This is a genomic window from Halorubrum sp. Ea1 (genome assembly GCF_002252965.1).
In the GTDB taxonomy this organism is placed as follows: Archaea; Halobacteriota; Halobacteria; order Halobacteriales; family Haloferacaceae; genus Halorubrum.
On sequence record NZ_NHPG01000043.1, the window covers coordinates 21,481 to 34,213 of the forward strand.

At 67.8% G+C, this 12,733-nt stretch carries 13 protein-coding genes; 5 read left to right on the top strand and 8 right to left on the bottom strand.

The window, feature by feature from the left end:
* Nucleotides 1-3: 3 nt before the first annotated feature.
* From DJ73_RS06030 to DJ73_RS19675, 4 genes are all read right to left on the bottom strand, one after another.
* Entirely contained in the window at nt 4-1,167 is a 1,164-nt protein-coding gene (locus DJ73_RS06030) for a signal peptidase I (RefSeq protein WP_094524960.1), read from the bottom strand.
* A gap of 259 nt (nt 1,168-1,426) precedes the next feature.
* The gene (locus tag DJ73_RS06040) at nt 1,427-2,332 is read right to left on the bottom strand and encodes a hypothetical protein (RefSeq protein WP_254921602.1); all 906 of its coding nucleotides are present in this window, start codon (nt 2,330-2,332) and stop codon (nt 1,427-1,429) included.
* A 112-nt stretch (nt 2,333-2,444) separates the two neighbouring features.
* The gene (locus DJ73_RS06045; RefSeq protein ID WP_094557527.1) at nt 2,445-3,983 is read right to left on the bottom strand and encodes a CARDB domain-containing protein; all 1,539 of its coding nucleotides are present in this window, start codon (nt 3,981-3,983) and stop codon (nt 2,445-2,447) included.
* Between the two features lie 54 nt (nt 3,984-4,037).
* The gene (locus tag DJ73_RS19675) at nt 4,038-4,721 is read right to left on the bottom strand and encodes a hypothetical protein (protein WP_141212912.1); all 684 of its coding nucleotides are present in this window, start codon (nt 4,719-4,721) and stop codon (nt 4,038-4,040) included.
* 469 nt (nt 4,722-5,190) lie between these two features.
* Between DJ73_RS19675 and DJ73_RS06050 the strand changes: the two genes are divergently transcribed.
* The 4 genes from DJ73_RS06050 to DJ73_RS06065 all read left to right on the top strand — a co-directional run bounded on the left by DJ73_RS06050 (nt 5,191) and on the right by DJ73_RS06065 (nt 7,598).
* The gene (locus tag DJ73_RS06050) at nt 5,191-5,772 is read left to right on the top strand and encodes a hypothetical protein (RefSeq protein ID WP_094557528.1); all 582 of its coding nucleotides are present in this window, start codon (nt 5,191-5,193) and stop codon (nt 5,770-5,772) included.
* A gap of 200 nt (nt 5,773-5,972) precedes the next feature.
* Nucleotides 5,973-6,680: a hypothetical protein gene (locus DJ73_RS20890; protein WP_254921604.1), complete on the top strand. Its 708-nt coding sequence runs from the start codon at nt 5,973-5,975 to the stop codon at nt 6,678-6,680.
* 118 nt (nt 6,681-6,798) lie between these two features.
* Nucleotides 6,799-7,089, top strand: a complete 291-nt coding sequence (locus DJ73_RS06060; RefSeq protein ID WP_094528201.1) for a UPF0175 family protein — start codon at nt 6,799-6,801, stop codon at nt 7,087-7,089.
* A complete protein-coding gene (locus tag DJ73_RS06065) occupies nt 7,086-7,598 on the top strand; it encodes a DUF3368 domain-containing protein (RefSeq protein ID WP_094557529.1) in 513 nt (170 codons plus the stop codon). The genes DJ73_RS06060 and DJ73_RS06065 overlap by 4 nt, the downstream gene beginning before the upstream one ends.
* Before the next feature lie 160 nt (nt 7,599-7,758).
* Here the strand turns inward: DJ73_RS06065 and DJ73_RS06070 are convergent, their stop codons facing one another.
* Nucleotides 7,759-8,037, bottom strand: a complete 279-nt coding sequence (locus tag DJ73_RS06070) for a hypothetical protein (RefSeq protein WP_094528204.1) — start codon at nt 8,035-8,037, stop codon at nt 7,759-7,761.
* Entirely contained in the window at nt 8,015-8,617 is a 603-nt protein-coding gene (locus DJ73_RS06075; protein ID WP_094524952.1) for a hypothetical protein, read from the bottom strand. Before DJ73_RS06075 ends, DJ73_RS06070 begins: the two co-directional genes overlap by 23 nt.
* 125 nt (nt 8,618-8,742) lie before the next feature.
* Here DJ73_RS06075 and DJ73_RS20195 point away from each other — a divergent pair, with 125 nt between their 5' ends.
* Nucleotides 8,743-8,892, top strand: coding sequence for a hypothetical protein (locus tag DJ73_RS20195; RefSeq protein WP_170938252.1), 150 nt, complete (start codon nt 8,743-8,745; stop codon nt 8,890-8,892).
* A 56-nt stretch (nt 8,893-8,948) separates the two neighbouring features.
* Here the strand turns inward: DJ73_RS20195 and DJ73_RS06080 are convergent, their stop codons facing one another.
* Both DJ73_RS06080 and purL read right to left on the bottom strand, forming a co-directional pair.
* The gene (locus tag DJ73_RS06080; RefSeq protein WP_094528206.1) at nt 8,949-10,079 is read right to left on the bottom strand and encodes an ABC transporter ATP-binding protein; all 1,131 of its coding nucleotides are present in this window, start codon (nt 10,077-10,079) and stop codon (nt 8,949-8,951) included.
* A 128-nt stretch (nt 10,080-10,207) separates the two neighbouring features.
* Nucleotides 10,208-12,481, bottom strand: a complete 2,274-nt coding sequence (purL, locus tag DJ73_RS06085) for a phosphoribosylformylglycinamidine synthase subunit PurL (protein WP_094528208.1) — start codon at nt 12,479-12,481, stop codon at nt 10,208-10,210.
* Nucleotides 12,482-12,733: the final 252 nt, after the last annotated feature.

A 12,733-nucleotide genomic window follows, 5' to 3' on the forward strand; every position in this document is an offset into this window, starting at 1 on the left:
CGGTCACCTGTAGATCTGGCGGAGGAGGCGGCGATACAGCGGGGGTTTCTCGCGCGATTCACGGGAGCGTATCCGCGCGGGCTCGCCGCGCAGCAGGACGAGCCCGATCCCGGCGATGGTGCCGCCGAGCAGGCCGTCGATCGCGACGATCGGCGCCCACGGGTGGACGCCGTACAGCTCGTCGATCACGCCGCGCGGGAGCACCGCGAGATACCGGTGCTCGGCGACGAACAGCCGGTAGTAGCCGGTCTCCGGCGGGGCGGTGAGCGTCACGGTGGTCGACGCCTCGCCCCGGCTCTCGACGCTGAGCCGCTGTGGCTCGACCTCGACGCCGGGGCTCGCCGGGGTGACGTACGCGTACACCGGCACCAGTCCGGAGTTGGGGACGACGTACTCCAGCTCCTGGCTCGTGCCGCGCTCGATGACGGTGGGGTTCTCGGACTCGAACTCGGCGCTCACGACGCCGTACTCCTGCGTGCCGGCCGGGACGACCATCGCCGCGGTCGCGGTCGCCATCAGCACCAGCGCGAGCACGGCGACGATCAGGAACACGGAGGTGCCGTCGTCGCGGGAGCGGTCGCGTTCGCGGGTCTCGCGCGCGTTTCGAGTCAGGTACCAGTCGGCCGCGTACGCGACCGCCGAGAGCCCGAAGAGGATGTACGCCAACCCCTGCGTTCCCTGGAACGACCGGACCCCGAAGGTGACCGCCAGCCACGTCTGGACCGAGGCGAGCCCCGACTGGATCGCCATCGCGACGGTGCCCAGGTGGGGGATGACGACCACGCTCCCGCCGACCTGGAGCGCCACCGCGACCACGTCGGCGTCCTGCACCACGGGCTCGCCCCCGTCCTGATCGGTGAAGGGGTTGTTGTCGCCCCGCGTTACGTACCCGCGCTCCGTCTCCTCGACGACGCGGTGGGTGGTCAGCCCGCCCCCCTCTATCTCCTGCGCGTCGAAGGTCACCACGTCGCCGACGCCGACGTCGCCGGCGAGCGGCGCGGGGATCGCCACGAACCCGTCACCGGGGTCCAGCGTGGGCTGCATGCTCCCGGTCTCGACGAAGCTGAGCAGGATCGGCTGTCCGAGCAGCTGGCCGACGACCAGCGAGAGGACGACGAGGACGACCGCGACCTGCAGCGTTATCGAGAGGATGCGTTTCGGTGACATGTGTCGTGGGTTGGCGCGGGCGTCGCGCTGCGGGCGTCGGTTCCGCCGCGGGCGTTGGTTCCGTCGCGGGCGTCGGTTCCGCCGCGGGCGTTGGTTCCGTCGCGGGCGTCGGTTCCGCCTCGATCGTCGGTTCCGCCGCGGTTCGGCGAGGCTCTCCGATCATGGAATGTAATCGACACGTTATAAGTTCGGGGTTCGGAGCAGGACGTGGCGGGAAGCCGCCCGTCGGGTCGCGGGCCCGGGATCCCGCGTCGCGAGGTCACGTCTCGAACACCCCGACCGCGAGCAGCGCGAACGGGCCGATGAAGGCGAGACAGAAGCCCAGCAGGTGGACGTAGAGGTTCACGACGCTGCCCGTGCCGGTCGGATCGGCCGGGAAGCCGACGACCGGATAGCCGACGACCAGGACCGCGCCGACGGCGAACAGGTCGCCCTCGCCCGGCCGCGAGGCGACCGTGCGGACGCCCTCGCGGACCGTCTCGCGGATCGGGATCCCGGCGCTCGACGCGTAGAGGACGGCGAGGAGCGCGCCGGCGACGCCGGTCGCGAGCCCGGCGAGGCCCGGGCCGGTCGCCGAGACCGGGAGCGCGAGCAGCGCGATCCAGCCGACGAGCGCGAAGAAGACCGCGGGCAGCGCGCGGAGCGAGGCCCCCGGCGCGAAGCGCGCGCGGGCGTACGTCCCGAGCAGCAGCGGGAGCAGCCCCGCGAGCGCCATGTTGATCCCGGAGAAGCCGAACCCGATCGCGTCTCGGGGCACGGCGAGGTTCAGCGCCGAGAGGACGAGCGGGAACGCCAGCAGGAACGTCGCCAGCGCGGTCAAAAAGAAGCGGCGGGCGCCCCCGAAGACCGCGAGCGCGTAGCCGACGCCCGCGAGGAGACAGTACCCCGCGAGGTTGCCGGCGAGGTGACCGACGTCGAGGTGGACGTAGTGCGCGGCGAACGCGGTCGGAACGGTCGGGTCCGCGTACGCGAACGCGAGCGACCGGCGAGTCGCCTCCGGGAGCGAGAAGACGCCGACCAGCACCGCCGGCACCGCGAGCAGGACGAGCAGGTCGACGGCCCGGGCGCTCGCGAGTAGCTCTCGGCGGAGGGCGTGGTCGGCGGCGCGGTCGGCGCTCGCGGCGCCGGCGGCGCGGTCGCGCTCGTCGGTCGGTGGCGCGGTCACGGACGGGACCTCGCAGACCAGCGGTTAAGCCCTGTCGGCGCGCGTCTCACCGCTGAGAACCCGACGCCCGAGAGGGCGGTTCGAACGAGGGCGTCCCCCGACGACCGACCGGTCATCGCGGCATCCGGCGGACGAGCGCGAGGGCGGCGAGGGCGATGGCCACGAGCGCGAGCGGACCGGCGAGGTCCGCCGGATCGATCCCGAACGGCTCCTCCGTGGTCCCGGTAACGGTGGCGGACCCGTCGCTACCGGCGTTCGACTCGTCGCCCGATCCCCCCGCGTCGTCGCTCGCTGGGTCGCCGACGAGGAGGCGCTCGCCGACCGACGTCCCGTCGACCGCGAGGTCGTAGGCGCCGGGGGACTCGAACGTCGCGTCGAACGCCACCGTCGCCGTCTCGTTCGGGTCGAGCGCGACGGTCTCGCTCGCGACCGGGGTGCCGTTCGCCGTCAGCGTCACCGTGCGCTCGCCGGCCGCGCCGCCGCCGTTCCGCAGGGTCGTCCGGACCGTGACGTTCTCGCCGGGGTCGGTCGCCTCGGGCGCGACCGTCGCCTCGGTCACGTCGTACCGGGGGGCGTGCGCCGCGACCGCGAACGTCGAAGACGGCCCGGTCGTCGCGCGGAAGTGGACGCGGTCCTCGGGGAGCCCGAGGAGCTCGACCACGTCGTCGTCGACGACCTCGACGGGCACCTCCTCCCACTCGCCCGCGTCCGTTTGTCGGTAGAGCGTCACGTCCTCGGAGTCGGTCCCGGTCGCGTTCAGGTGTGACGGGGCCGCGCTGAACCGGATCGTCATCTCGTCGACCGCGTCGGGCGCGAAGTCGTGACCGAGCGCGAGGTACGCCATCGAGCGCGGCGTGGTCGGCGCCGACACCGGCCCCGCGTCCGCGAACGGGTCCGGGCTCCCCGCGGCGTCCAGCTCGACGCGCTCGTTTCGGACGCCAGCCAGGTCGATCCCCTCCAGCGTGACGTTGTCGCCGTCGAGGTGCATCCCCTCCGCGAGCCACCGGACCGACTCCCCGCGGTCGATCCCGCTCGCGACGAACTCCCGGTAGGTCGCGTTCGGCGCCCTGACCGTCGTGGTCGGGCCGCCGCCCGCCTGCTGGCTCCCGCCGCCCGTCGCGGTCGTCCCGGACGCTTGCTCCGGCTCGGCGAGCTTCGCGTTGATCGAGAACTCGTCGGCACCCAACTGCGTCCCGGCGGCCGCGTCGCCCGCGTCGAGCGCGAGGCCGACCGTGACGGTCTGGTTGGGTCCGAGCGTGACGTTGTTCGACTCGCCCTCGATCGAGTCGCCGTCGGAGACGAAGGCGACCTCGCCGTCGCCGTCGTACTCGATCCACACGTGCGCGTACCGCTCGGCCGTGTACGTGATCGTAAAGACGCCGTCGATGGTTCCAGTGGTTCCGACGTTTACGCCCTCGAACGAGGGATCCTTGATGTTCGGATTCGACGCCGAGACGTCGATCGCGATCTCGTTGTCGTCATTTAAATAGGAGTAGTTCCCGTTCGGGCCGTCGGCCGGCTGGACCGCGAGGCGGTCCTCTGCGAAGGTGTCGGCGTCGTCGGTAACCACCGCCGCGCCCGTGACGAACGCGAGCGATCCCGCGGCTAGGAGGAGTAGGGAGAGAGAGAGAATGCGGTAGCCGGTTAACATTGAAATTGGCCTGTACAATCGTATTTCGTTTGATACTTGTGTTACTACAGCTGTTTAGGGACCCTTGCCAGCCTCAGCGAACTCCTCAGTAAATGCAAGAATGTTGATTGTTGGCTCAACATCAAGACTATTCACGTCAGACTTATCTAAGTCAATATAATAGTCAGGGCTTAGGCTATTTCCGGGACTGATGATATGGTCGTAGGTATTGGAGTCGAAGACCGAGCGGTAGGTCGGATTCTGGCTGAAGTTTCCAGTAGAAGCATCAAAGTCACGATACGCACTTGGGAGTGCGTCACCGCTATTTATATCTTCAGTATCGAGATCATCATCGTAGAATCCATCATTGACAATCCCGTTGTCCCGGAGTGTCTGATCGAAGTTGCTCTTGGACGGCTTTTCTGCAGCAGGATTCTGGCCACCAAAAGCATAGCTTCCGTCATCAATAAAAATCGCGACATCTTGGTTCCCGTTATTGCGAACAGTAAAAATATCTGTTATTTCAGTTCGAGCATTTTTATTCAGCTTATTCAAAGAGACTTGAAGTCGATTCTTGTTATCAAACTTCGAGTACTGAGAGCTAGCTTCGAGTCCAAGGTATGCATTTGCGTCACCAGTGACTTCAATCGAGACTGTGCGTTCAGCACTAACAGTACTGAACGCGCCCGTACCCATCGCAGCTGCACTACCCGTAGCTAATGCGCCCAGACCGGCAAGGAACTTACGTCGTTTTGTCATTGTTGTTGACCTCGTTGTGTCCGCACACGACCCGTGGGCCGCCGACGCGGGACATCCCGCGTCACCCGGGGTCGCTCTACGTCACCCATGAGGCCTATCCCATATCGTTATGAATTTCCAGAAGCACTTCCGGGCGAGACTGAAGACATTGCCGACGGGTTCCGCCCTCGCCTGAACCCCGATCCGACCGCTTCAGGCCGGGTCTGAGATCCGTTCGCGGGTCGTTCAGGACGCACCAGAACCGGCAATCGTTGCTTCTGATGGGGCGCTTGGATTTGACAGAAAGTGATAATTTACGGCGATCGAAAGATGATATCGATCTCTCGGATCCCTGTGTTTTCGCGTCCTTAGACGATATTACGCCGATAAAGAGTATTCGTACTGATGACTGTATAAACAGAGAGAAAGTTTCCTTGATTATCATAACCGCGGGATTTATGTTGACTTGTGAATATGTGTCTGACAGACAATGGCGTCGGCACAGCAGATCGACGGGGGAGGGGTCGAACCGACGACTGAGGTGTCCGAGGACGAGCTGTTCGACGTCCTGTCGAACCAGCGTCGGCGGTTCGCGGTACACCTGCTGAAACGAGAGGAGGAGGACCGGATCGCGATCGGCGATATGGCGGAGCAGATCGCGGCCTGGGAGAACGGGATCGAGACGACGGAGATCACGGGCAACGAGCGCAAGCGCGTCTACACCGCGCTCCAGCAGTCACACCTGCCGAAGATGGACGAGGCGGGGGTCGTGGAGTTCAACAAGGACCGGGGCGTCGTCGAGCCTACGCCGGCCCTGCAGAACGTCGATTTATATATGGACGTCGTCGAGGGGAAGGAGATCCCTTGGAGCGACTACTACCTCGGGTTGTCGGGGGTCGCCGTCGCGCTCACCGGCGCGGTGTGGCTCGGCGCGTGGCCGTTCGTCCTCCTGCCAGACATGGCGTGGACGGTCGCGATCGTCGTGGCGTTCGCGTTCTCCGCGATCACGCACAAGTACTACACCGCGGAGATGAAGATCGGCGAACCCGACGATCCCCCGGAACTGACGTAAGGCTCGGGATTTCAGGCGGTGCCTTCCGCGGTTCCGGGAGCGTATAACCATACGGTCGGAACGCGTCGTGATCGGTGACGGAAGCCGACGTCCCACTCGACATGAAACGACGACATGCCATCCTCCTGTTCGGCGGCGCGAGCTCCGGTGCACTGAGCGTCGGCACCGGCGCGTTCAGCAGCGTTGAGGCCGAGCGGGGGATGTCGGTGAACGTCGTCGACGACGAGAACGCGTACCTGGGAATAACGGTCGACGAGGAGGCGGACGCGGTTCGGGTCAAAAATCAGTTCGCTGACCGCCTTGATCTGACGGTGACGCTGATGTCGACGGACGGCAAAATCGACGCGACCGAGATCGAGGGTCCCATAACGTTCGTCGACGAGACGGACGGAGGAAGTAATATTGAGATAGACGCCGGCGGTGGCCGCGGTGAGCTCAACCCCGGAGACGAGGCTCGCGTACAGATCGAACTCGACGAGGCGGGGAAGGCGTCGTTTGTTCTGTCGTTCTCGGGCGAGGCCGGCGGTGCGAGCGTCGACAAGACCCGGGAGTTCACGCTGCGACCGAGAGACGTCACCGACCGTGTCACGAAAGTCAAATTCCTCGGCGACAAGCTGCGGATACTCACGGGCGAGAGCAACGGCAACAGCGGCGTCGACGGCGTCGTGAGCGCGAAGTTGTACTGTGAGGACGCCGACGGTAACGTGGCGTCCAGTGACGGATTCGAGTCTGTTCCGGCGAATACGAACCTCGGTATCGGACACTTCGACGATGATCTGGATGGTTCGATCGCCGGTATCGAGATCGAAGGCGTAAACGGCGTCTTCGAAAAGCCGGACAGTTCGGGCAGTGGTACCGGGAACACGGTCGCGAAAGACGACACGGAAGAAAGTCCGTTCGGCGGATAGTTTCGTTCCTCAAGGTTATGGTTCGACCGTGTGAATAGTTGCTGTCGAGCTGATTGTACGAGTCTGTCGGCGGCCGACCGCCGAAACATATGAATACATCGTACACATAGTATACGCTATGCCCACCATCTCCACTCGCGTCCCGGACGACCTCGAAGCCGAACTCGAGGCGTACCTCGAATCGGAACGCCTCGACCGGAGTACGGCGGTCCGAAAGCTTCTCTCCGAGGGCCTCGACGAGTGGCGCACCGAGCGCGCGCTCGAACGGTTCGCCGACGGTGAGGTGTCGCTCGCGAAGGCCGCCGACCTCGCCGGCGTCTCTGTCTGGGAGTTCGCCGACCTCGTCGAAGAAGCGGACGACGCGTGGGTCTCGGCCGACCACCTCGAAGCCGACCTCGACGAGCTGTGAGCTGGGTGTTCGACGCGACGCCGCTGATCTACCTCGCGAAGGCGGACCGGCTCGGTGTCATCGAGGCGCTGGACGAGCCGCGAGTCGTCCCGGAGGCCGTCTACCGAGAAGTCGTAACGACCGGTGTCGAGCAGGGATACGACGACGCGCGCCGGATCGAGCGCGCCGTGGAGGACGGCCTCGTCGACGTCGTCGCGGTCGACACCGACGACTCGACGGTCGCGACGCGGCTCGCGCAACATCCGGGATTGAGCGACGCCGCGGTGCTCGGCTGTGCGGACGCCCGCGACGCCGTCGCCGCGATGGACGAGTCGGCCGGACGCTCTGCGGCCGAAGTAGAGGACGTCGAGACGCGCGGGACCGCGTACGTCGTTCTCGCCGCCGTGAGGGACGGCGCGCTGTCGACGGTGGAGGGCCGTGACGCCATCGACGCGATGATCGATCACGGCTGGTACGTGGCGCCGGACGTGTACACGAAGATCGTCGGGAAGTTGGAGTCGTTCGAGTAACGACTATTACGGCTCGTGAGAGAGGCCTCGATATGGCATGGTCACTCCCGCTATCAGAGGAGGAAAAGGAACGAATGCGGCGCGGCCGAGTCAGTTCCGGGGTCGCGACCGACGAAGCGGACATCGACGAGATACCCTACGGCTGAGTTCGGATGTCGACCTACTCCTCGTTGTGATTTTTCTCATCGGTCTCACCTTCCGCCCGCAACGTCTCGTCCGCGAACTCCCGAATTCGCTTTCTATCCTCGGCGCTCACGTCGACCGCCTGCGCGCTCTCGATCTGTCCGTTCACGACCGCGTTCTGCTGTGGTCCCCACACCTCTGGCGGCTGTTCGTTTATATATTCGGCCCACCGGATCACCTGCTCGTAGCGGGGCGGTCGCTCGGGGTCGTCGTCGGCTTCGGCCGAGTCCTCCTCAGGCGTTCGTGAGTCGCTCATAGCGCTCCTCGACGTCGAGTCGTTCGACCCACGTTTCGAGTCGGTCGCGGGAAAGCGTTTCTCCGAAGACCGTGTAGAGGTGCGCGGCATCCTCGAGGTCGGTGCGACCGCCGAGCGAGAGCTTGTACGCGATCTGGAGTTCGAGCGGCCCGATGGGGACCGTGTGGCCGCCGACGTGCGCGTCCACCGCGTTCGCGAGGGACGCGTCGTCGAACTCGTCGCTCGGGAACTTCACTTCGAGGTGGGGCGTCATCTCGCCGTCGGGCGCGACCCAGATGTTCGTCTCGTTGGAGAGGTTCCCGTGCATCTCGGAGAGCGGCATCGCGGGTCCCCAGTACCCCTCGCGTTCCAGCTCGGCGACGAGCCCGTCGATCCGCTCGACCGAACAGCGCTCGATGAACACGTCGATGTCCTCGGTCGACCGCGACCGGCCGGCGAGGATCGCGACGTAGCCGGCGACGAAGACGTGGTCTATGTCGAGCCGAGAGAGGATCTCGGAGAACCCGACAGCGAGCTCGTCGAGCCGGTTCGGCTCGCGGTCGACGACGAGCCCGCGATCGGTGAGTTCGACGCCCGTCATACGTGTCGGTCAACACGGCGTCTGATAAATCTCCCCGACGGACCCGCCGAGAACTCCGCGATCGGGCGTCGCATCCACCGCCCGGTTCAGATGCGCTTATATGTCCGCCGTACTGACCCTCGCACATGGACGACCACTCTCACGAACCCGACCCGGACGAGCGCGTGACCGCCCCCATGCAGGAGTTCGGCAGCCGCGAGGTCGGCATCGGCGCGGCCGTCACCCTCGTCGGTCTGCTGGTCGCGTACGTCCTCCCCTTCCTGTTCAGCTTCTAAGCAGCACGGGTCGCTCCGGTTTTAACAGATAGGACGAACCGCCGCCAGCGACGCGCTTACCGCGGGTACCACGCCAGCGGGTGGTCGGCGGTGAGCTCCAGGCTCACGGGCTCGTCGAGCCCGAACTCCTCGACGTGGTTGTGGAGGCAGTGGACCGTGTCGCCGGTCTCCAGCTCCACCCGGTAGACGAACGAGGGGCCGACGTACTGTCGCGAGACGATGACGCCGTCGGCCAGCTCGGGGCTCGCGGGCGTCGCCCGGAGGTCGTCCGGGCGCACGAGCACGTCGACCGGCGCGCCGTCGTAGACGGTGTCGTACCCCTCCAGCGTGACGGCGTCGAACCGGCCGATGCCGGTTTCGACCTTCCCGTCGCGGAGCTCGCCCTCGAGGAACGACGCCCGCCCGAGGAAGGAGGCGACGAACTTCGACTCGGGGCGCTCGAACACCTGCTCGGGGCGGCCGACCTGCTCTATCTTCCCCTCGTTCATGACGGCGACGCGGTCGGAGATGGAGAGCGCCTCCTCCTGGTCGTGGGTGACGGAGACGGCGGTGACGCCGGCCTCCTTCAGGATGCGGCGGACCTCCTCGCGCATCTCCACGCGGAGCCGGACGTCGAGGTTCGAGAACGGCTCGTCGAGCAGGAGCACCTCGGGCTCGGGGGCGAGCGACCGGGCGAGCGCGACCCGCTGCTTCTGCCCGCCGGAGAGCTGGTCGGGCGTCTTCTCGCCGTGGTCGGTCATCTCGACGAGCTCGAGCAGCTCGTCGACGCGCGCCGCGGTCGCCGCCTCGTCGGCGTCGGAGAGCCCGAAGGCGATGTTCTCGCGGACGGTGAGGTGCGGGAACAGCGCGAAGTTCTGGAAGACGATGCCGACGTCGCGCTGCTCCGGCGCGACGAGCGCGCCGTCGCCGGCGACGGTCTCGCCGCCGAGCCGGATCTGTCCCTCGGTCGGCTCCTCCAGTCCGGCGATGGTCCGGAGCGTCGTCGTCTTCCCGCAGCCGGAGGGGCCGAGGAAGGTGAGGAGCTCGCCGGGCTCGACGTCGAGCGAGACCCCGTCGACGGCGGTCTCCGGCCCGAACTCCTTGGTCACGTCCGACAGCGACAACACCGGATCGGGCGACGGGTCCGCGGGCGATCCGCTCTCCGTCGCGCTCGATCGCTTCGTTCCGACTGATTGTGTCTGAGCCATCGGTGAATCGGGCGCCGAGCCTGCCGGCGTCCCCTGGTTGCCCCTACGTATTTTAGGAAGGCCTAAAAGCGTATCGCTCGCTTTCGCCGGACGAAAATCGGGGACGCCGGAGGGTCGACGGCCCGTCGTCAGGCCAGCTCGCGCTCGATCACGCCGCGGAGCTCCCGGATCGCGTCGGCGTCGAGCGCCGTCGACTCGTCGCCGACCGACAGCGAGAGCGTCCCGTCCGTCGTCACCTCGCCGAGGCGGTGGACGGGGAGGTCGCCCGCGGCCTCGGCGACGCCCTCGGGGTCGGTCGTCTGGACGACGAGGCGACCGGGCGTCTCGTCGAACGCCGCGACCCGGTCGGGGAGCGTCGCGTCGACGCCGGCCGCGTCGGTGACCAGTTCGGCGAGCGCGACCGCGAGTCCGCCGTCGCTCACGTCGTGGGTCGCCAGCGTCGACTCGTGGCGGGCGACCGCCGCGAGCGACGCGACGAGGTCGGCGAGCCCGCGGGCGCCGGCGTCGGCGTCCGGCAGGTCCGGGAACCGGTCCGTCCCGCCCGCCTGCGCGAGGTACTCGGAGCCGCCGAGGGCGTCCCCGCCGGCGCCGACGAGGAGGAGCTCGGAGTCGGCCGCGCGGTCGGCGTCGAGGGCCGCCGGCGGCGCGTCGTAGCCGCGCTTCGTCCCGATCAGCGCGAGCGTCGGCGTCGGCGGGATCGGCCCCTCGACGCTGTCGTTGTACAGCGAGACGTTCCCGCCGACGACCGGGGTGTCGAGCGCGGCGCAGGCGTCTGCGAGCCCGTCGACGATCCCCTCGAAGCCGCCGTACACGTCGGGCTTCTCCGGGTTGCCGCCGTTGAGGCAGTCGACCGCCGCGAGCGGGACCGCGCCCTTCGCGGCGAGGTTGGTCGCGTTCTCCAGCGCGACCGCGCGGGCGCCCTCGTACGGGGCGGCCGACGTCCAGTTCGGGTTCGCGCCCGAGGAGAGCGCGAGCCCGACCCCCCGCTCGTCGGCGTCGGCCGGGGCGGCGTCGTCACCGGCTTCCCCCTCGCCGTCCGCCGCCGTCTCCCGGATCGCCATGATCGCGGCGTCGTCGCCGGGCTTCACCGCGGTCCGGGCGCCGACCTCGTGGTCGTACTGGCGGTACACCCAGCGCTTGCTCGCGGTCGACGGGGCCGAGACGACCGCCTCGACCGCGTCGGCGAGCGCGGGCTCGGGGTCGGGGAGGTCGCGGTCGGCCGGCGTGGGGGTCTCGCTCGCGAGGTCGTTCATCGGCGCGCCGTCGGCGAGGTACTCGGCGTCGACGTCGACGACGGTCTCGGACTCGGACGCCTCACCGTCGCCGGCGAACTCGCAGACGTAGTTCCCGTCGGTCACCTCGCCGATGACCGAGCAGCCGAGGTCGAACCGGTCGGCGAGCGCCGCGACGCGCTCGACGTCGTCGGGGGCGACCTCGTAACACATCCGCTCCTGGCTCTCGGCGAGCAGGATCTCGGTCGCGTTCATGTTCGGCTCGCGCTGGTGGACGCGGTCGAGGTCGATGCGGGCGCCGAGCCCGCCCTTCGCGACGAGCTCGGAGGAGGCGCCGCCGAGCCCGGCCGCGCCGAGGTCGCGGGCGGAGAGGACGAGGTCCTCGTCCACGAGCGCCTCGTTGCACTCGATCAGCCGCTTCTCGGCGTAGGGGTCGCCGACCTGCACCGCGGGGCGGTCCTCCGTCTCCGCGTCCTCCGCGAGGTCCTCGGAGGCGAACGACGCGCCGCCGAGCCCGTCGCGGCCGGTGGCGTTGCCGACGAGGACGAGCTTGTTGCCGGGTTCCTTGGCCGTCGCGGTCACGAGTCGGTCCTCGTTCGTGAGGCCGACGCAGGCGACGTTGACGAGGGGGTTCCCCTCGTAGCCGCCGTGGAAGGCGACGCTGCCGCCGACGGTGGGGACGCCGATGCAGTTGCCGTAGTGGGAGATCCCCTCGACGACGCCCTCGAAGAGGTACCGCGAGCGCTCGCGGTCGAAGCCGCCGAAGTATAACGAGTCGAGTAAGGCGATCGGGTACGCGCCCATCGACATGGTGTCGCGGACGATGCCGCCGACCCCCGTGGCGGCCCCGTCGAACGGGTCGACGAAGGAGGGGTGGTTGTGGCTCTCGACGCCGAAGGTGACGTACTGGTCGCCGTAGTCGTCGTCGTCGCGGTCGGCCGCGGGGGCGTCGGCGGCGTCCGGCTCGGGCAGTGCGAGGACGGCCGCGTCGTCGCCGGGACCGACGACGACCTGGTCGCCCTCGCTCTCGAACGCCGACAGCAGCGGCCGCGAGGAGCGGTACGCGCAGTGCTCGCTCCAGAGGTTCTCGAACAGCGCGGCCTCGGCGGTCGTCGGCTCCCGACCGAGCTCGGCCACCACGAGCTCGCGGTCCGGTTCGGAGAGACTCATTCACTTACGTGGTTATCGAGCCCGTTCTAATGCTTTTCTATGTGCACGTTCGTGCGATCTCGATCGACTTTGGCGACGACGCGGCTCGCCGGTGCTGTCGCGGTGGCGCGCGCCTCCGAGCGGGCAATCTGCCCGCGAGGAGCGCCGCGCGAGTGAGTCGCTGGCGCCGTCGGCGCCAGCGACAGGGCGAGAGCAAAGCTCTCGCTTGCAACCGGCGCGTAGCGCCGGTGACGAGGCTGGGGAGGTGTGAGG